General features: G+C 60.9%; 8 protein-coding genes. All 8 read right to left on the reverse strand.

The genetic code is table 11. From position 1 onward, the window contains the following. Nucleotides 1–10: 10 nt before the first annotated feature. The 8 genes from G3N59_RS08065 to G3N59_RS08100 all read right to left on the reverse strand — a co-directional run bounded on the left by G3N59_RS08065 (nucleotide 11) and on the right by G3N59_RS08100 (nucleotide 19,728). Nucleotides 11–9,592 (reverse strand): YDG domain-containing protein, encoded by a 9,582-nt coding sequence (locus G3N59_RS08065; protein ID WP_346777860.1) that lies wholly within the window; start codon nucleotides 9,590–9,592, stop codon nucleotides 11–13. A 438-nt stretch (nucleotides 9,593–10,030) separates the two neighbouring features. Next, nucleotides 10,031–10,372 carry a DUF1622 domain-containing protein gene (locus G3N59_RS08070; RefSeq protein ID WP_205982037.1) on the reverse strand — a complete coding sequence of 114 codons (342 nt, stop codon included), beginning with the start codon at nucleotides 10,370–10,372 and terminating at the stop codon, nucleotides 10,031–10,033. Nucleotides 10,373–10,465: 93 nt separating this feature from the next. Then, entirely contained in the window at nucleotides 10,466–11,935 is a 1,470-nt protein-coding gene (locus tag G3N59_RS08075) for an anaerobic sulfatase maturase (protein ID WP_241023263.1), read from the reverse strand. Beyond that, nucleotides 11,863–12,960, reverse strand: coding sequence for an HAD family hydrolase (locus G3N59_RS08080; RefSeq protein WP_205982038.1), 1,098 nt, complete (start codon nucleotides 12,958–12,960; stop codon nucleotides 11,863–11,865). The genes G3N59_RS08075 and G3N59_RS08080 overlap by 73 nt, the downstream gene beginning before the upstream one ends. A gap of 114 nt (nucleotides 12,961–13,074) precedes the next feature. Next, nucleotides 13,075–14,760 carry an arylsulfatase gene (locus G3N59_RS08085; RefSeq protein ID WP_205982039.1) on the reverse strand — a complete coding sequence of 562 codons (1,686 nt, stop codon included), beginning with the start codon at nucleotides 14,758–14,760 and terminating at the stop codon, nucleotides 13,075–13,077. A gap of 622 nt (nucleotides 14,761–15,382) precedes the next feature. Then, nucleotides 15,383–16,309 (reverse strand): DUF6708 domain-containing protein, encoded by a 927-nt coding sequence (locus tag G3N59_RS08090; RefSeq protein WP_205982040.1) that lies wholly within the window; start codon nucleotides 16,307–16,309, stop codon nucleotides 15,383–15,385. A gap of 12 nt (nucleotides 16,310–16,321) precedes the next feature. Continuing rightward, nucleotides 16,322–18,889 (reverse strand): T6SS effector BTH_I2691 family protein, encoded by a 2,568-nt coding sequence (locus tag G3N59_RS08095; protein ID WP_205982041.1) that lies wholly within the window; start codon nucleotides 18,887–18,889, stop codon nucleotides 16,322–16,324. A gap of 35 nt (nucleotides 18,890–18,924) precedes the next feature. Next, entirely contained in the window at nucleotides 18,925–19,728 is an 804-nt protein-coding gene (locus G3N59_RS08100; RefSeq protein ID WP_205982042.1) for a DUF4123 domain-containing protein, read from the reverse strand. Between the last annotated feature and the right edge of the window lie 3 nt (nucleotides 19,729–19,731).

Below are 19,731 nucleotides of genomic sequence, written 5' to 3' on the forward strand. Positions count from 1 at the left end.
CTGATCGGCGTCATTGCGCGGGTAGCCTGACCCCGCCGTTGAGCACGGTGAGCGCGAGTCCCGGATGGAAATCCGCATGCGCCACGTTGCGCTCGTTGGGGTGGTCTTCCTGCTTCTGATTGCCTGCGTAACCGCCCTGCGCGGTATCCGAGGCCGTGCCATACGGCGTTGCCACGCCGCCCGCGCCTAGCGGCGCCTGCACGCTCGCCAGCGCTCCCGCGGGAACGGGCGCGACGGGCGTGATGATGTCGGCGGTGAGTCCGGTGGGCTGCACCAGCACGTAATTGCCCGAATCCGCGCCGCCTGCGGTCATGGCCGTGCTCACCCGCTTGTTGAAGCCGACGGCCGGGTTATCGAAATAGCCGACCGTGTCGTTGCCGAGCGCCACACTGTCGCCGCCGAGGACGCCCGAAAGCGTCGCGCCGGAAAGCGCATCGAGCACGGTGCCGTTGTAGGTGCGGTTGGTCGTGCGCGTGCCCACCACCGTCAGCGGCGCGGGCGTCACCGTCACCCAGTCCACGCCGCCCGCCAGCGTGTAATTGCCGGCGAGCGCCGCGCCGTTGCCGGTCAGCGTATAGCCGTCGAGTCCGCCGGATGCGAACGCAAGCTGGGTGCCGATGTTCTTCGTCGAGAGCGTGCCGCTGCCGGACAGCGTCAGCGTTTCGCCATTCACGCCCTGAAGCACGCCGTTCGTGCCGAACAGGCCCGCCGATGCGCCCGTGGTGGCGTCGTACACGCGGCTGCCGGTGAGGTCGAGCACGACCGGCGTGATATTCGCGGAGGTCGTCGCGATCGAATTGAAGCTGTAATTGCCAGCATCCGCGCCGCTGCCGGTGATGCCAGTCACCAGAATCGGAACGCCGTTGCCGGCATTCGGCGTCACGAAATTCGCCGCACCGGCGCTGAAACTCACGACGTCACCGCTCAGGATGCCGCTGCCGGCCAGCCCCACCGAAGCCGTACGCGAGCCGTCGTAGACCTTGCTGCTGCCCGTGGCGTTCACGGTGATGGCCAGCGGCGTGATGCTGACCCAGTCGATGCCACCCGCCAGCGTGTAGTTGCTCGATAGCGCCCCGTTGTTGCCAGCGAGCGTATAGCCCGACAGCCCGCCCGGCGCAAACGGCTGCCGCGTTCCGGCATTGCGGCTCGACAGCGTGCCGGTGCCGGAAAGCGTGAGCGTCTGTCCGGCCACGCCCGTAAGCTGGCCGCCGTTGCCGAAGAGGCTGGCGTTTGCCTGATCGGTGCCGTCGTAGACGCGCGTGCCCGTGAGGTTGAGCACGTACGGCAGGATGTCCGCGGTGGTCACGGCCGTCTGGTTGAAGGTGTAGTTCGACAGCGCGCTGCCCGTGCCGGTGATGCCCGTCACGGTCACCAGAATGTTATTGCCCGCATTCGACGTGCTGAAGTTCGCGCCCGACGCCGTAAAACTGGACGCATCGCCCGACACCAGGCCGCTCACGGAAAGCCCGCTCAAAGTCGCCGTGGTGGTGCCGTCGTAGAACTTGTTCTGCGCCGTGGCGGTGATCGTCAGCGCGCGCGGCGTGATGTCGGCACTCGTCGTGACCACGCGGCTGCCGAACGAATAGTTGCTGATATCCGTGCCATTGCCGTAGAGGCCCACGGTGATCGGAATATTCGTGCCGACATTCGCCGTTGCAAAGTCCGCCGAGTTGTAGCCGACCGAGGCGTTGTCGCCCGCCACGAGGCCGGTCACCGTGAAGTTGCTCAACTGCGCGGCCGTCGTGCCGTCATAGATCTTGTTCTCGCCGGTGGCCGTGATCGTGAGCGCCTTCGGCGTGATGTTGACCCAGTCGCCAACCCCGGTCGTCCCCAGCGTGTAGTTGCTGGCCAGACCCGTACCGTCGCCCAGCGCCAGCGACCCGAGACTCGAGAACGACACCTTGCTGCCGACGTTCTTGCTCGACAGCGTGCCCGCGCCGCTCAGGCTCAAAGTCTCGCCGTTGACGCCCGCAATCGTGCCGCCGTTCGCGAACAGGCTCGAATCCGCGCCCGTCGTGCCGTCGTAGACGCGCGAGCCTTGCAGCGTGAGCACATACGGCCAGATATCGGCCGTGGTGGTCGCCGTGTTGGCGAAGGTGTAGTTGCCCGCATCGGCGCCGCTTGCCGCGATGCCCGCGACCGTCACCTGAATGCCGTTGCCCGCATTGGGCGTGGCGAAATTCGCGCCCGTGAACGTGAAGTTCACGGTGTCGCCTGCCAGCACGCCGCTGGGCGTGAGCGTCGCGGAAGCGCCGGTCGAGCCGTTGTAGTAGCGGCTGGCTGCCGTTGCGCTGAGCGTGAGCGCGAGCGGGTTGATCGTCACCCAGTCGCTGCCGCCCGCAAACGTGTAGTTGGCCGCCAGCGCACCGTTGTTGCCGGTCAGCGTAAAGCCCGCGAGGCCGTTGGCCGCGAACGGCTGCTGCGTGCCGGCATTCTTCGTGGCAAGCGTGCCGGTGCCCGAGAGTGTGAGCGTTTCGCCGTTCGCGCCGGTGAGCACGCCGTTGCTGCCGAACAGGCTCGCGGCCGCGCCCGTCGTGCCGTCGTAATCGCGCTGTCCGGTGAGGTTCAGCACGAAAGGCAGAATGCTGGCCGTGGTGGTCGCCGTGGTGTTGTAGGTGTAGTTGCCTGCGTCCGCGCCGCTCGCGGCGATGCTGTTCACGGTGACCGTCTTGCCGGTGCCGGCGTTCGCCGTGTCGAAGCTCGCGCCGCCGAAGCCGAAGCTCACCGTGTCGCCGGACAGCACACCCGTGGTGCCGACCGACGCCGTGGCCGTCGCGTTACCGTCATAGGTCTTGTCCTGCGCGCTCGCGCCCACGGTGATCGCAAGCGGCGTGATCGTACCGGTGAGGCCGCCGGGTTGCGTCAGCACGTAGTTGCCCGCATCGGCGCCGCCTAGCGTCATCGTCGAAGCCGTCACGGTCTTGCCGCTGCCCACGTTCTTGTTGTCGAATGTGCCGCTCGTGTCGTTGCCCAAGGTCACGGCGTCGCCCGTGAACACGCCTGTGAGCGTCGCGCCGCTCAAGGTCGCGTTGGTGGTCGCGTCGTAGACCCTGGTGTTCACCGTGGTGCCGTTCACGCTCAGGGTGGCGGGCGTGATGGCGACCCAGTCGGTGCCGCCCGTGAGCGTGTAATTGCTCGCCAGTGCACTGCCGTTGCCCGTGAGCGTGAAGCCCGCCAGGCCATTCGAGGCGAACGCCTGTTGCGTGTTGACGTTCTTGCTCGCGAGCGTGCCCGTGCCGGACAGCGTGAGCGTTTCGCCGTTCACGCCGGTCAGCACGCCGCCGCTGCCGAAGAGGCTTGCATTGGCGTTCGTGGTCGAATCGTAGACACGCGAACCCTGAAGACTCAGCACAACGGGCGTGATGTTGGCGCTCGTCGATGCGGTCGTGTTCTGCAAGACGTAATTGCCAGCATCCGCGCCGCTCAGATTGATGCCGAGCACCGTGATCGGAATGGCCGTCCCGACGTTTGGCGTCGCGAAGGTCGCCGATGTATCGCCGATCACCACGCTATCGCCCGCGACGACATTCGGGCTGCCCAGATCGACGGTGGCCGTGGTGTTGCCGTCGTACACCTTGTCGTGGCCCGTTGCGCTGACCACGACGATGGGCAGCGCGGTGATGCTTGCGGTCAGACCCGTTGGCTGCACGAGGATGTAATTGCCCGAATCGGTGCCCGAGACCGTCATGCTGGTGGTGACCGGCTTGCCGGTGCCCACATTCTTGTCGTTGAACTGGCCGACCGTATCGTTGCCCAGCGTCACGCTATCCGTTCCCAGCACGCCCTGCAACGACGCGCCGCTCAACTGCGCGCTGGTGTTGCCGTCGTACTGTTTGTCGTGCGCCTGCGTGCCGGTCACGGTCAGCCTGGCGGGCGTGATGGTGACCCAGTCCGCGCCGCCCGTGAGCGTGTAGTTGCTCGCCAGACCGCCGTTGCCGCCATCGCCGAGCGCCAGCGTGCCCAGATTCGAGAACGGCACCTGGGTGCCGACGTTTTTCGTCGTCAGCACGCCGGAACCGCTCAAGCTGAGCGTCTCGCCATTGACCCCGCCGATCGAGCCGCTCGTGGAAAACAGGCCCGCATCCGCACCGGTGCTCGTATCGTAGATACGCGTGCCCTGCAGGCTGATGACGCGCGGCGTGATGCTCGCAATCGTGTTGGCCGTCGTGTTGAAGAGCGTGTAGTTGCCCGCGTCGCTGCCCGTCAGCGTGATGCCGGTAACCGTCACCGGCAGATTGCTGCCCACATTGGCCTGCGAAAAGTTCGCCGAATAGCCATAGCCGACGCTGTCGCCAGAGACGACGCCCGCGCTCGACAGATTGACCTGTGCGGCCGTCGTGCCGTCGTACTGCTTGTCGATGCCGCTGGCCGTCACGCGAATGATTGCCGCCGTGATATCGGCGCTAATGCCGGTCGGCTGGGCGAGCGTGTAGTTGCCCGCATCCGTGCCCGAGATCGTCATGCTGGTGCTGACCGGCTTGCCGGTGCCCACGTTCTTGTTGTTGAACTCGCCGATCGCGTCGTTGCCCAGCGTCACCTGGTCCGAGCCCAGCACGCCGCCGAGTATCGCGCCCGATAGCTGCGCGTTGGTGTTGCCGTCGTACACCTTGCTGGCCGCAACGGTATTGAGCACCGTGAGTTGCGCCGGCGTAATCGTGACCCAGTCGGTGCCGCCCAGCAGCGTGTAGTTGCTCGCGAGGCCGCCGTTGCTGCCGTTGCCGAGCGCGAGCGTGCCCAGCGTCGAGAACGGCTGCTGGACACCCACGTTCTTCGTGGTGAGCACGCCGGAACCGGTCAGGCTCAAGGTTTCGCCGTTCACGCCGTTGACCACGCCCGCGCTCGAAAAGAGGCTTGCGTCAGCGCCGGTCGTGGCGTCGTACACGCGCTTGCCGGTCAGGTTGATGACCTTTGCCGTGATTGCGCCGAGCGTGCCGGTGGCCTGCGTCGGCAAGCTGTAATTCGACAGATTCGTGCCGGTCGCCGCCGAATAATCGGAGGGTTCGAGCGTCGCGCTCAAGCCCACATTCGTGCCGACATTCGGCGAGAGATAGCCGCTCGACGCGGTCTGGGTCACCGTGGCGCTCTGGTTGCCGACAAAGCCGCTGATGCTGAAGTCCGACGCGCCAAGCGTCACCGACGTCGTGCCGTCGTACTGTTTGACCGGATTGCCGGTAATCGTCACGACGAGCGGCGCGGGCGTGATATTGGCGAACAGGCCTTGCGGCTGCTGCAGTGAATAGTTGCCGGCCTGCGCGCCACTCAAGGTGAAGCCGCTTGCCGTGACCTGCAGGTTCGTGCCCGCGTTGGCCGTCGAGAATTGCCCCGTGCCGCTGCCCGAAGCGAGCGTGACGTTATCGCTGCCGAGCACGCCTGAAAGCGTCGCGCTGCCCGTGTTGATGGTCGCGGCAGTGGTGCTGTCGTACACCTTGTTGTTCGCCACCGCGCCGGTCATCGTCAATGGCGCGGGCGTGATGTTTGCGGTGAGTCCGGTGAGCGGTTGCAGCGTGTAGTTGCCCGCTGCGCTGCCCGAAATGCTGAAGCCGCTGGCCGTCACCGCAATACCATTGCCTACGTTGGACTGCGCGAACGCGCCGGTCGTCGAGGTATTGAGCGTGACGTTGCCCGTATCCGTCGAAACGACGCCGCCCAGCGTCGCGGTGCTGACGTCGAGCGTATCGGCGGTCGTGGTGTCGTAAACCTTGTTGGTGGCGTACGCATTGAGAATGTAGAGCGGCGCAGGCGTGATCGTGCCGGGACCGGAGGCCGAAGTCGGCAACAGATAGTTGCTCAGCAACGTGCCGCTGTTGGCCGTGTAATTGCCCGGCACCAGCGAGCCGGAAACGGTGCGGCTGCCCGCGTTGGCCTGGTCATACGCGAATTGCGCGGAAGGCGTGATGCTCGCACCCTCTCCGCTCACAAAACCGTTGATCTGGAAATTGCTGCCGCTCACGCGTGCGATCGTGTCGGCGTTATAGACTTTCGTAGGATTGCCAATGATCGTCACAGTGAGCTGCGCCGGAAGAATCGTGCCGGTGCCGTAAGCCGTAATCGGGAACGAATAGTTGTTCAGGTCCGTGCCTGCTCCGGCTGTGAGATCGCTGGCCGCGAGACTCGCGCTGACACTCTGCGAACCCGCATTCTTTGTCGCGTATTGCCCGGTGATGGTGTGCGAGACCGTTGCGCTGTCTGTGCCGACAAAACCGCTGAAGGTGAAATCGCTCGCCGGAATCGTGGCGATCGTATTGCCGTCGTAGGTCTTCGACGGGTTATCCGTGATCGATGCGCTCAGGCCGCCGCTGATCGGCCGCTGCACGATCGTGCCCATGCCGGTCGCGGTGGTCGGCAATGCATAGTTGGACAGCAGCGTGTTCGGCCCTGCCTGGAAATTGCCCGAAGAGAGCGACGTGCTCACGCCCTGATAGCCCACATTGCGCGTGGCGTAGTTGCCCGTCGTCGGATAGGGACTCAGCAGGATCGACTCGCCGGGAATCGCGCCCACGACGGAGTAATTGCTCGCACCAAGACTAGCCGTATCCGTGCCGTCGAAAACCTTGGTCGGATTGCCGATAATGTCGACGATAACCGGTGCGGGCGTGATGATGCCGGTCGGCGAAGTGACGATGGTCGGGAACGTGTAGTTCGACATCGAGGTCCCGCTCGCCGGCACGAAATCCGACGGCCGCAGCGCCGCGCTGATCGTGATGCCGGTGCCCGCGTTGGCCGTCGCGTAGGTCGCCGAGGTCTGGCCGATGGTGGCGCTCTGGCCGCCCACGAAACCGGAGATCGTGTAATTCGATTGTGTCAGCGTGGCGTTGGCGCTACCGTCGTACACCTTGGTGGGCGAACCGAGGAACGTGATCGTGAGCGGTGCGGGCGTGATGTTGGCCGTGAGCCCCGTGATGCCCGCCACGGCGTAGTTGCCTGCCGCCGATCCACCGAGCGCCATCCCGTTCACCGAAATCGCAAGGTTGTTGCCTACGTCGGACTGGCTGAATGCGCCGGTGGCGCCGCTCGTCGTCAGCGAGACATTGCCGCTGTCCGATGCCACCAGGCCGCTGATGGTGGCGTTACTCAGGTTCAGCGTGGCCGTCGTGGTGGCGTCGTACACCTTGTCGCTGGCCGTTACACCGGTGATCGTCACGGTTTTCGGCGTGATGTTGGCGCTCAGATACGCGGGCAACGAAATCGTGTAGTTGCCGGCCTTCGCGCCCGTCAAGGTGAAGCCCGAAGGCACCACGGAAATATTGTTGCCGACATTGGGCGTCAGAAACGTGCCAGTCGCGCCGCTCGAAACGAGCGAAACCTGCCCGCTGTCCGAACTGATGATGCCGAAGAGCGACGCGCCGCTCGAATCGAGCGCCGCCGCGCGCGTGCCGTCGTACACCTTGTTGCCGGCGATGAGTCCGCTGATCAGCAACGGCGCTGGCGTAATCGTGCCGGTGCCGCTCGCCGATGTCGGCAACGTGTAGTTCGCCAGACTCGTGCCGCTATTGGCCACGAAATTGGTGGAAGTAAACGTCGCGTTGATGGGAATACCCGTGCCCGCATCGGCGCTCGAATACGCGACCGAGCTGGCCTGATTGACGCTCGCGCCCTGCCCGGCCACGAAGCCCGTGAAGCTGTAATTGCTCGCGGAAAGCGGCGCGGAAGTCGTGCCGTCGTAGACCTTGGTCGGATCGTTGACGATGCTGACCGTGAGCGGCGCGGGCGTGATCGTGCCGATGTTCGCCGAAGCCGTGCCGGTCGCCTTGTACCCGTATGCGGGAATGCCGCCCGATGTGGTGACCACCACGCCCGCGAAGGTCGTCGGCGAATTGACGGTGATGTTCGTGCCGGCGTTCGACGAGCCATAGGTGCCCGTTGCGCTCGCAACAATATCGCCGTTGATGAGCCCGGTGGTTTGCAGATTGGCGTTGGTCAGATTCGCCGTGGTGGTGCCGTCGTAGACCTTGCTGACGCTGCCGGTGAGACCGGTCAAGGTGATGGTCGGTGCCAGGCTGTAGAGGAAGCCGTTACCCGCGGTGGCGGGTCGCGTCGCATACGGCGCGTTGTACTGGATAAACGAGGGCGTGAGGCCGCCCGTGGTGTCCTGGCGCGGATCGGTGGAGTAGATCAGCCACGGCGCGGATGTGCCCGTGCTCACTGCCGAGCCGCCCGCGTTGTTCACGAAATTGGCGTTGGTCGCGAGCACCACGCCCGCCGCGCCCGTAATCGACCCGGCGGAGGCGATCGTCAGATTGCCCGTGCCCGCCTGCATCGTCACCGCGCCTGCGCCCGTCACCGGCGCATTCACGTAGATGGCGTTGAGCGCCTGGAGCGTGAGGCTCGCGGCGGAATTGCTCCAGGTGATCGCCGAATTGACAGTGATATCGCCCGCGCCCGGCGACTGCACGCCCGCGCCCGTGGTACCCGACGCCGTGGTCTGCTCGACCACATTGGTGCCGCCGTTCAACGTGTTCGAAATCTGCGTGGCCGCATTGGCGTCGATGGTCAGATCGGTCGGATCGACGAGCCACGTGCCCGCGCGCCCGAACGGCGCAGCGGCCGTGATATGCGTATCCGGCGCGATATTGAAATGGGCCGCCGAGGTCTCGATCGATCCCCCGTTTCCTCCATGGGGCGCGCTCGCATCCAGCGTGCCGCCCACGTTCACCTGCCCCGCTTCCATGCCGCCCAGCAGAACGATTTTTCCTTCGTGATCCTCAACGGTCTGCGCACGAATCTTGCCGGTGTTATTGACGGCGCTGGCAAGCAATGCGTCTTTCGCGCCCGCGGTCATGATGACCTGGCCGCCGTCGGCGACCAGCAATTGGCGGTTTTCGGCCAGGTTATCGAGCGTGCTCGCATCGACCTGAACGTTCAGCAGACGCGAACCGTCGAACGTGAGCGTCGCTGCGCGACCGCCCGCCAGCGCGATCGTCCCCAGACGCGCGCTGATAACACCCTCGTTGGAAACATGGTTGCCGAGCAACGCCACATAGCCGCCATCGGCCGCGATAATCGTGCCCTGATTGACGACGCTGCCTTGCCCGTCGCCGCTGAAACGGCGCGAATGGCTGCCGGGCGTACCGGGATCGACATCGAGTGTGGAGGCAACGATGCCACCCACATTCACCCGCGCCGACGGACCAAATAGCACGCCATTGGGATTGATAAGCCAGACCTGACCGTTCGCGTTGAGCTTGCCGAGTACCGCGCTCGGCGTGCTGCCGAGAATGCGGTTGACCGCGAGCGAACTGCTGCCCGGCTGCACGAAATTCACGGTCTGCCCAGCGCCGACATTGAAACTCTGCCAGCTCAGTTGCAGGGTCGGACTGCCCTGCTGGATCGTGGTTGTCGAACCGGCCTGAGTGATCGTGCCGACACCCGCAACCACCTGGCCGCCGCTCGGTCCCCCTGCGGCATACACCGCAGCCGTGCACAACGCGAGCGCTCCGGCCACGAGCAACGCGATAACGGTTCGCACGCCGCCCCGCGATCGCGCCGCGCCTCTGCCTGCGCATCGGCCTGCAATCTCCGATACGACGACCCACTGAGACAGCGATCGATTCCAGCACAATCGGTAGATATGGTTCATGGCATCATCCGTCATCGTCAGGAACACGAATAAACCGGAAACGACGGCGCGAGAGAATCGCTAACGGCGCGCTAAAACAGGCGTGCTTCGCGTCCGCGTAAGTTTTAGTAATTATTCTGCATTGGGCCATAGGTATATCGGGCAATCCCGTTGCCCCAAGGGGCAAAACAGGCCGAAATGGAACGCTAAGCACGCTGGAGCGGGAGGAAATAGCGAGAGAACAGGCAAAACGATTTGTGCCAGTCGAGCCTGCTAATTGACGCGCGGGACCATGATCAGCCGCCAGGACAGCGTGCGTAGTGAGAGGCACATGCGCGATTGCGGGGCATCGGCGGCCCGTAGGCAGAAAAAAGCCCGCACGTGGCGGGCAGCAGATTCGGAGACCGAGGAACGCGAACGTTCCTCAAGGCTTACTTTACTGCGCTGCAGTTAAACACACACCTATCTGCTCTATCAGGATGCGCGCCCTTCGTGAATTTCTCTCGTCAGAAAATAGTTGAGCGCAGTGCGGATAACCGCCACAACAGCAAGCTTGCCTAATTGGTCCCATGTTGGCGACACGGTAGTGGAAAGAATATCGGCAGCGAGCTGGAATTCCAGCGCTGTGGCCAGGTAACGGGCAAAGATCAGCCGGACCGCGTTGAAATCGTCCAGTCGCTTTTCATGCCAATGGTTGGCAAGCTCGCGCAGCGAGACCAGAAGTCCGATGAAAATGACGGTTGCGCCCAAACCCTCAACCAGAAGTCGGAGCCATTCAACCCCGTAACGCGTCCATTCCTCCGCGACTTCGAACATGATTTTGGCCTGGCTCCCTCAATTGGTGTTCGAAAAAGCCTTCAATCGACCGCTATCTGGGATCGATCCGCAAAACGACTACCTGGTCCCGACTTAAACGGAGCGCTTTGCGAGTTGCCGCAACGCCGGCGCAGCATGATCGTGAAACCGGCGAATGCCTGCACAAAGATAGTTCAATCCAGGCTCGCCATCGGGGCTGCGCACGAAGCGATTCTTCGGACACTCGCCCCAGCACAGTTTCAGATGTTTGCACTGCCGGCAATACGAAGGCAACGTGTCGCGCTTGGCGAAACCGAATGTCTGCTGTCGTTTCGAAAATGCCATCGCGCCGATATGGGTCTCGCGAATGTTGCCTAACGAGTACGACGGGTAGACATAGTGATCGCAGGAATAGACTTCGCCATCATGCTCGACCGCCAGTGCCTTGCCGCAGAATTCGGCGGTCACGCAGGTTTGCGCCGGCAATCCCCTTGTCTGCACCACGGCCGTTTCGAACAGATTGACCAGCACGCGCCCGGCGTCTTTTCTGTGCCACTCGTCGAAGGTCCGTGAGAGGAAATATCCCCAGTCATCGGGATCGACCGACCAGTCCGTCACGACGGAATCCGCATTTCCAGGCTTCGCTGCGCTGCTGCCAAGGAGAGGCATCGCGTCTACCGGCCAATGCTGGGGCGCCACGCTATGAAAGTCTTTCGGCTCGACGCAGGGAATAAACTGGATATACGTCGAACCCAGTTCGTTGCGCAGGAAACGATAAACATCGAGTGGCCGCTTCGCGTTGACGCGGTTCACGACCGTGAGTGTGTTGAACTTCACACCATGCTTGCGCAGCAGATTGACACCCCGCATGACGTTATCGAAAGTCGGCCGCCCCTTGCGGTCAAGACGAAAAGCATCGTGCAGTTCGCGCGGACCGTCGATGCTGATGCCCACGAGGAAGTTGTGCGCGTTCAGAAACTCGCACCAGGCATCGTCGAGCAACGTCCCGTTCGTCTGGAGGTCATTGGAAATCTTGCGCCCTGCCGGTGCGAAGCGCTGCTGGATTTCGACGATATCGCGAAAGAAGTCGAGCCCGAGCATGGTGGGTTCGCCACCTTGCCACGAGAAAATAATCTCATCGCCATTCTGCGCTTCGATGTACTGACGAATGTAGCGCTCCAGCATGGTTGGCGCCATGCGGCGGCCGCGATGCTGCTCAAGCAAATGCTCTTTGTGAAGGTAGTAGCAATACGTGCAATCGATATTGCAGGTCGAACCGATGGGCTTCGCCATCGCGTGAAAGCGCCCTTTTTGCTCAGGCGCAACGGGTTCGAGAGCCGCGGGCCGCTCGGCAAAAAACGTGATGGGTACGGTGTCCACCGTTTCATGAGTCTCTTGCATGCCGTCTCTCCAACCGCGTTTTAGTGGCGTAGGGAACAGGTCGCTTGCAAAGCCGTCGATCATGGTATCGCGATCGGTGCAAATGAGATCGCGCGCGCGTACGCCATGCGCTATTGCGTACCGGAACCCGGCTTCGCAGGAAACACCGTCTTCCAGTCCTGCTTCATGCTCACGACGATCCATCCACGACCCGCCGCTTCGTCCCACGCCTTGTCCAGACTCGCCGATCCGGCGTGGCGATCGTAAGCGAACTCGCGCGACGCATCGTCATGATGCAGCAGCAGGCCGAGCGATGGGCCCGTGCCTGCCGTGGTGTATTCGAGCATTTCGCGATCGCCGTCCGAGTTGCCGAACGCCAGTATCGGGCGCTGGCCGATTGCGCGGACAATGCCAACCGGTTTGCCTGGCCCGTCATCGTTGAATTCGATGCCCGGCTCGCGCACCAGCACCGGTTTCCCATCGCGCATGCCGTACTTGAGCTTTTCCTGCGTGCCGACGACGCGCTCGGGCGGAATGCCGTACGCCTCGTTGACCCATACGCGCATGAATTCAGCCGTGCCACCCGACACGATCCAGATCTGGAATCCGTTGGCGCGCAACAGTGCGAGCAGTTCGAGCTGCGGCTGATACACGAGCGACGTGTAGGGCCGATCGAGCGTCGGATGGCGAGCACTTGCGAGCCAGTCACGAATCATTTGATCGTATTGATCAGTCGTCATGCCGCTATTGGCGACTTCGAGGAGTTGAAGCAGCGCGTTCTCATTTTTGGCGAGTGTCACCGCGTCGTGCGCCATCAGCGCCTTGAATACCGGATTGCGCTGCCACTCGGGATGTTGCGGCGCGGCTGCCTTGAGCCTGTCGATCATGAAAAGAAGCTGGAACGGCATGGGCCGCTCGCTCCATAACGTACCGTCGTTGTCGAAGACCGCTATGCGCGCTTCCGGGCGCACGTAGCTGGGCGAGCCGTCGCGGGTCACATCGCCCACGAACTTCAGAATGGCCGCACGCGCCGCGCTATCCTGCCATGACGGCAATGCATCGGCCATCTGCGTGCCGGGCGTTGCCAGCGGCGCGGCGGCGCTCTGCCCGTCTCGTTGCGGCGCGTGGCCGGCACAGCCAGCCAGCGCAACACTCGCGCATAGCACGATGGCAGCCGCCAGGTAACGCAACGGATTGCGCGAGGATCGAAGAGGCTCGACGGTCTGCATGGTGATTCGTTTCCTTGGTCAATAACGCTGCACAGGTGTGCACGAAGAACTGGCGCCAGCCGTCTCGACGGCCAGCGCCACTTGTCCATCACACGCTGGATGCCTGTGCGTAACTCAATTACCGCTTGGCATCGGAATATTGAAACCCTGCTTGCCGAGTTGATCGCGGACGTACTGGAACTTCTCATACTGACTGAGCGTGATCGGCCCCGAGTACGCTTCGCTTTGCGCCTTGCGCGGCGGATACTGGGCATAAGTCTTCATCAGATCCTTGATCGCGCCGGCAAAGGCCGGAATGGTCCAGGTGTGCTCCGTGTAGTTGTTCATATAGATGTCGTAGCGCTCCTGCGGGTCCTGATAGAGATCGAACACTTGCGGCACGGTCGCCACATAACTTTCCGGTCCCTTCCAGCCAAGGTTCGAATCCACCGCGAGACCGCCGGTCAGCGCGCCACCGTCGCCGCGCAGGTTGAATTCCGCCTTGAAACGGCCCACACGTACCGCGCCCGGCGTGAGTTCGTTTTCGGTGAAGTAAAACCACGTGTTGCGTCCGGCCTTACCCGTGCCGTACAGCACCGGTGTCATGTCGTAGCTGTCGAAGATGATGGGCTTACCCTCGCGGTCGTTTTTCGGCAGATTGACACCGCCCAGCTTCGCGAAAGTGGCCATGAAATCGAGGCCGCCGAGAATATCGAAGTTACGCTGACGCGGCTTGATCGTGCCGGGCCACCAGGCGATACACGGCACACGCGCCCCGCCTTCGCGGTCCGTGCCCTTGGTGCCGCGAAATGGCGTGTAGCCCGCATCGGGATAGACGTCCTGCCAGGCGCCGTTGTCGGTCGTGAAGATCACCAGGGTGTTCTTGTCGAGACCCTTCTCACGCAGCTTGTCGAGGACATGGCCGACACGCGCATCGAGTTCCATCAGCGAATCGGCGTACTTTGTCTTCGACAAGGACTTGTTGATGAAATCCGGGTCCGGCAGGTTGGGCTGGTGGACCTTCATGAAGTTGATGTTGATGAAGAAGGGCTGCCCCTTGCTGGCTGCATCGTCAATATCGTCGAGCGAGGCTTTCTCGATGTAGCGATCGAGAAACGGAATACCGACCACGCCTTGTTGAGGAGTATCGACGTACTCGCCGTTCACCTTGAATTCCTCATGCGCTTTCTCGCCAGCCCTGCCCGAGAGCATGCCGGTCGTCACCTTCGCGAACATCGCACGTGTCTGCTCGTCCATGTCCGGGAACCACTTTGGATCGGAGTACGTGTACGCGTTCAGGTGGTAGAGGCCGACGTACTTCATGTCGTCGTAGCCCTGCTGGTTGGGCAGCGAATAGTCCGCTTCGCCGAGGTGCCATTTGCCCGTGAAGTAGGTGTTGTAGTGCGCAAGCTTGAGCACGGAAGCGAGTGTCCATTCGGCATGCGGCAAGCCACCGCCCTGCCCCTGGAACGCCACCGTCGTCATACCGCTGCGATTCGGGTTACGCCCGGTCTGGATGGCCGCGCGGCCCGGCGTGCAGCTGGGTTGCCCGTAGAAGTCGAAGAAGGTAATGCCTTCGTCTGCCATGCGGTCGAGATTGGGCGTGGGAATGCCACGCCCTTCGCCGCCACCGTATACGCCGAGATCGCCCCATCCGACATCGTCAGCCACGATCAGCACGATATTCGGATGCGCCTGTGACTGGGTGTCGGTCTGCGCCTGGCCATTCACGGCCATCGCGAGCAACCCCGCTGCGGCAAGGACGAACGGAGCCCGGATGACAGGCGAGGCAAGCTGCGTAATGCGTGGCAATCGTGGCATGCGATACCCCTGAAAGATTCGTCGGCCTGGCATTAAGCCGACGTCGGATGCGGGTCAGGCAACGCTGCGCCACAGTCCTTCAGCCACATAAGATGACGGTCGTTACCAACCATTGGAACTCGCCCAGTCTTCTCCGAAAGCAGAATGGGCACTATAGGGATTGGGGGCAAAACGATTGCCCTTTCGGGCAACTTCGTTGCTGGAGGCGGCATTGAGTCGTGGACTCAACCGTGGTCTGGGGCTAGGTCATGCGAGTTGCATTACGCAACGGCTGGCAGATTTTGGAGTAGTGCTTGTCTGAACTGCATGCGCTTGTAGAACCCGTGCAGATCGATCAGTCATTTGAGAACTGAAAGCGGTCGTTTTTTTTATTCGTGTGAAGCGTTAGCTCCCGCACGCACGCTGAAGATCGTGTCTACTTCGATGGCGCCATCGGTTATGCGAAGTGCAGTAGGTGGTGGTCGGCCATAAGCCGTTACAAAGGCGTTCGGGGTCAGGCGTACACTACAAAACTGCCTCTCGAAGCTGACTGTGCGTTTTGCTCGGTGACCGGGGCCACTTGCGGCACCCTATTGGGCTTATCGTCCCAGCCCCGCTCGTGGTTGAGTCAGAAAGTCCGCTGTCAGGACTGAGCAACAGGCGCAACAGAAGTTTGGGGGGCTTCCGAGGCACGCTGAACGTCTTCCGGCCACACGGGTTCCCTGCTGGTCAACTGCGCGATGTAGTGGAATATCGACATAAAGACCATCGGGACTGCGGCAACAATCGTCAAAGCCCGCGCAATCAGCCCAACCTCGCGAAAGCCGTCAAACCAGATAGCGAACGAGGCCTTAAGCGAGGGGCCTTCGGGCATGTACCGCTCAACGCTAAGATTTGCGGGACCCTCTTCCATGAACTGCCGGATGAACTCGAAATTGGCAAGAACCGCATGGAGAACTTCTTTCCCCCATGCTCCGCCTTCATCACCGCCGTTGACCACCCGAAGCCCAAAGCTGAAGGTATCTTTGATGGTCTTTCCATCCTCTGCCAGAACATAGCAGCGCATGACCGTGGGTGCACCACCCATCATTGCGTACGAAGCCTGTCGATGCGGAAAGAAAAACGCCTTGTCCCACGGTACGGTCACAACGCCACCTGGGCCGTTGTGTCTGAAGGCGTAGACCATGCGATTCTTACGGTTAAACCGCACTGTCTTGTGCCGGTAGCCAAAACAATCCCGAAATAGAGCCCACAGGCAGATGCCCCCCAGCAGGCAAAACCCCACAAAGAGAGCCCAGAACGCCCAGGCCACGTCCTCCATGTCAGTAAACTCCACGCATTGCACTGCCCCGTAGATTGTGAAGGGAAAGGCAAACAGGAACGCCATAATCCCCCAGCCCAACTGCTGGTAAGAAGCATCACAGACGTCAAGAAAGACGTCGTTCATCCTGAAGACAACGCGCTTATCCTCACCTTTCTCTGCGGCGGGCTTGTGAATACTCAGCCTGCGCTTGCGTTCCGACTCCTCGATGGGACAGTTCACATCGATTTTCGTCAGATAGTCATACATACTTGCTCCGTTTTACGAGGTCAACAGCTCATATTGCTTACGCTCATCCCTTTGAGAGTATTGCTTTTCGCGGGGCTCCGTTCCGAAGTAGCTCTTGCTCAGCCACTCCTGCAATTCTCTCGTCTTCTGCCACTGGATAATCAAGCCAATGGCGAGGACCACGATGAGCAAAATAATCCCTACAAATGTGGCCTCAAGTACTGCAGCGATACACATCGCCACGTTGGCAAGCGCAGATGTCGTATACAGCGCCGCCAGTATGCCGTGATGAGCTTCGTGCATTTCACCCGACTGCTTGAAGTCGAACCAAGCCCCCACTAAACCAGCTGCCGCACCGGCCCATCGCCCGGCTACCTCGAAGATATCGCCAAATTGTTCACAAGCTTCTGCAAGCTCCTTGCTTCTTTCGATGACCTTACTGACAGACTTAAGAGCATATCCTGTCGTCTGTACGCTTCCTGAAGTGAATGCAACTACCGATGCGAGCCATTTCCACCAGAGTTCCGTCTCATTCTGCGCGGATGCCTTTTTGAGCTCCTTCGAAGCAATCATCCAGTTGGCGGCATTGAACAACATACCAACAACCCCGTAGGCCACATCACCTTGCGAAAACCGGTTGAACTTCGGTAGAAAGGCTTCCGTGACATTCTCCTCTGTCAAGATAGCCTTGGTTCCCGGCGCAAAAATCGCCTCAGCTGACTTGCCCTTGCCCGCAGCAATCACCTTGGCCATTTCATCCTTGTCAAGGACGATGAATTGCTGCACCTCGAGGGGTGAGCCTTTGTCCTTAATAAATACCTTACGTAGGTTGGACTTAAGGTCGCGCATGCTCGGGCGATTTTTCTCAGGCATCGAGTCATAAATCTGCCGCGCCATATAGGTGACCCATTGGTTTGCAGTGCCCGTAACCGGCTTGACGATAACCTGAAGCTGTGGGCGGCTGCTCAGCGCAGCGACCAGAACCCGAACCCCTGCCACATCACCTTTGTTCGCGATGTAGCTAGCCATAGGACCCGTCAGTTCGTGAACTACACTGGCAACTGCCTTGGCCGCGCGAGCAACCAAAGCCTTTCCGTGCTTCTCAAGCACTTCGTCCGCCGCGTGATTAAGTTCAATTAGTTTTGCGAGCGTCTCACGAAGTTCGACGAGCGGAAAATTTGCAGCTTCCGCAGCCTTTTCTGCGCTAGGTTGATGATTAATAATGAGCGAACGCAGCAACAGGTTGTCCCGGTCTGTGACCTTGCCATTGGCCCAGTCTGCCACAGCGTTAAGGACAGCTTCCCTGCCCGAAGAGTTCTCAATACAGGCCTGAAAGAGCTCGCTATATTTGATGCCAGCAACCTGGTCAAGTTCGTGATAGTCCCATGCAAAGACCGTCCCTAGCTGCGGGCCTGTCAGCCAGTCTTTATGGTCGAGCGACAATGGCGTGAGTGTACTTTTTTCGACTGACTGGATTGCGTCAGCCATCTTCTTGCGAAAATCAGCGATTGCTCCTGGACTGTAGTAGTTCTTGAATTCCTTCCACGCATCCTCCTTTACCTTAGGCAATTCGGCCTTTTTTTGCTTCTCAATGGCTTCTACTTCAGCTTGAACCCGCTTACCACCGTCAAAGAGCGAATAGATTGCATAGTTCTCGTAAGCTTGGCCTTCCATCTGCGTCGCAGCGGACTCTTCCTTTTCAGCAGCGGCGTCCTCGAAAACCTTCTCTAACCCTTCAATAGCACTAGCCGACCAGATGCCGCGCTCGTAGGGCTGCATTGTTTTGCCCAATCCGGCCACATACTCTGCATTGAGCTCCTGTGTTACGCCCGCAGCGTCCCACAACGCAAAGAACAGGCCGTTGCCCTTTTCATGTGCGTCCATGACCTGTTTGAGGCCATCCGTTTCGCCGGTAAGACTCTTGAACCGAAAAGGAGATATTGGGCGCTGGGCGTCCGTGATACCGGGCTTGTACTCAAGCACGTATTCACCAACATGCTGAATCGTCTGGGCATGAGCTTGAGCATGATTACCGGAACTCCACGCAAGTGCGTCAAGTACCTGCATACGCTTATCCCGGCACCCCTTTTCATTGGCCTCGAATCGCTTGCGCACCGGGTCGGTCCAGCGAACATCGCTGAACGCCATATAGACCTTACCGGCTTTTTTGGGATGGTCAATGCTGATGCACCGCGCGAGTTCCTTGTGCCCGCTCTGCTGACAGTTAAACGCCTTCTCTTGCGTCTCGGGCAATTCCACATCGAGCGGATAGTTGAAGACATATCCCTCGGTTGTCACGCCGTAAATCTGCCACTTGTTCTGTGACTGGTAGTAGACGTGAATGAACCCTTTTCGTATCGAACGCAAGAAATAGGAAGCCTTGCGCGCCGCAACGGTGGTTACTCCCGCTCCAAATTGGCCTTTAGGCAACGACAGCGAAGCAATCGGCCCCAGGTCGTGAACGTTCGTCGCAGCAGCGGCTGCGTAACGCACGGGGAGGATAAGCAGCCCGTCTTTCTCGCACATATTGCAAGACTTCGTGCAGGCATTCGCCTGGGCGTTGGACGTTGCGGCTTGTACTTTAGGAATGTTAGTGGCCATAGGTTTCCCTATTGTACTTTGTGGTCTTCTTCAACTCAGGCAGCGTGAGCAAGGTCGTGGATAATCTGAGCCCAGTGTTCGTCAGTCCAGCGGCTTGTGATCTCGGTGTACGTCCGTACCGAATCCTGACGCAAAGCCGCCGCTACGGCCGGGTGTTGGTCAAAATCGGGGGAAATCAAAGCCCCTTGAACCGCGAAAACCACGAGGTCTTCGCCAGATAGGCCGTAGTTTTCGCCCTTGATGAGCAAAGCATCAATTTTTCGAGGTCCACGCTCTTCCAGTGCCTCGCCAGCGTCCCTGATCGACTTGAGCACCTGTTCAATCCGATGAACGCGGCCGAGCATGGCTCGCTGCTCCTTCGAAACTAGAAGAGCCCGTGCCGCCTGCTCTGCCGGTGGAGTCAAGCTCGTCCAGGCTTGCCCCGAAAAGTAGTCCCAGTGGGTAATCGGGCCAAACACGTGTGCCAGTTGGTCAGGCCGCAAAATCCATTCGAGGTGCCGGAATACTCGAGGGTCGTAAAACCTGAAAGCGGTGAAACTCTCCGGTTCAGTCGGCAATGCGATAACGTTGCCCAGATGAAGCAGCAGGTCGCTACCCGCCGCCTCAGTATGCACACACGCGCAAATGCGAGGGGCCAGCCCTTCTTCCGCGTCCCGCGCAGCAATAGAGGTAATGACCGGGAGCTGCTCTTCAGCGTGCTCTATCGAAAACAACGACGGCATGACACCTTTCAGTTCCGGCATGGCATCCGGAACAATCTCGCCCACGTGATACATCCGTGGTGCCGTGTCCAATTCAACAGCCCCGTTGCTGGTCTCAACAATCAGAAATTGATTCATGTT

Origin of the sequence: Paraburkholderia sp. Ac-20340, assembly GCF_017104965.1 — a bacterium.
Taxonomy (GTDB): domain Bacteria; phylum Pseudomonadota; class Gammaproteobacteria; order Burkholderiales; family Burkholderiaceae; genus Paraburkholderia.

Excerpts from the sequence above, each read along its gene's own strand:
- G3N59_RS08085 (WP_205982039.1), bottom strand. The coding sequence starts at position 14,760 with ATGCCACGATTGCCACGCATTACGCAGCTTGCCTCGCCTGTCATCCGG.
- G3N59_RS08090 (WP_205982040.1), bottom strand. The coding sequence starts at position 16,309 with ATGTATGACTATCTGACGAAAATCGATGTGAACTGTCCCATCGAGGAG.
- G3N59_RS08080 (WP_205982038.1), bottom strand. The coding sequence starts at position 12,960 with ATGCAGACCGTCGAGCCTCTTCGATCCTCGCGCAATCCGTTGCGTTAC.
- G3N59_RS08070 (WP_205982037.1), bottom strand. The coding sequence starts at position 10,372 with ATGTTCGAAGTCGCGGAGGAATGGACGCGTTACGGGGTTGAATGGCTC.
- G3N59_RS08100 (WP_205982042.1), bottom strand. The coding sequence starts at position 19,728 with ATGAATCAATTTCTGATTGTTGAGACCAGCAACGGGGCTGTTGAATTG.
- G3N59_RS08075 (WP_241023263.1), bottom strand. The coding sequence starts at position 11,935 with ATGGATCGTCGTGAGCATGAAGCAGGACTGGAAGACGGTGTTTCCTGC.
- G3N59_RS08095 (WP_205982041.1), bottom strand. The coding sequence starts at position 18,889 with ATGGCCACTAACATTCCTAAAGTACAAGCCGCAACGTCCAACGCCCAG.
- G3N59_RS08065 (WP_346777860.1), bottom strand. The coding sequence starts at position 9,592 with ATGACGGATGATGCCATGAACCATATCTACCGATTGTGCTGGAATCGA.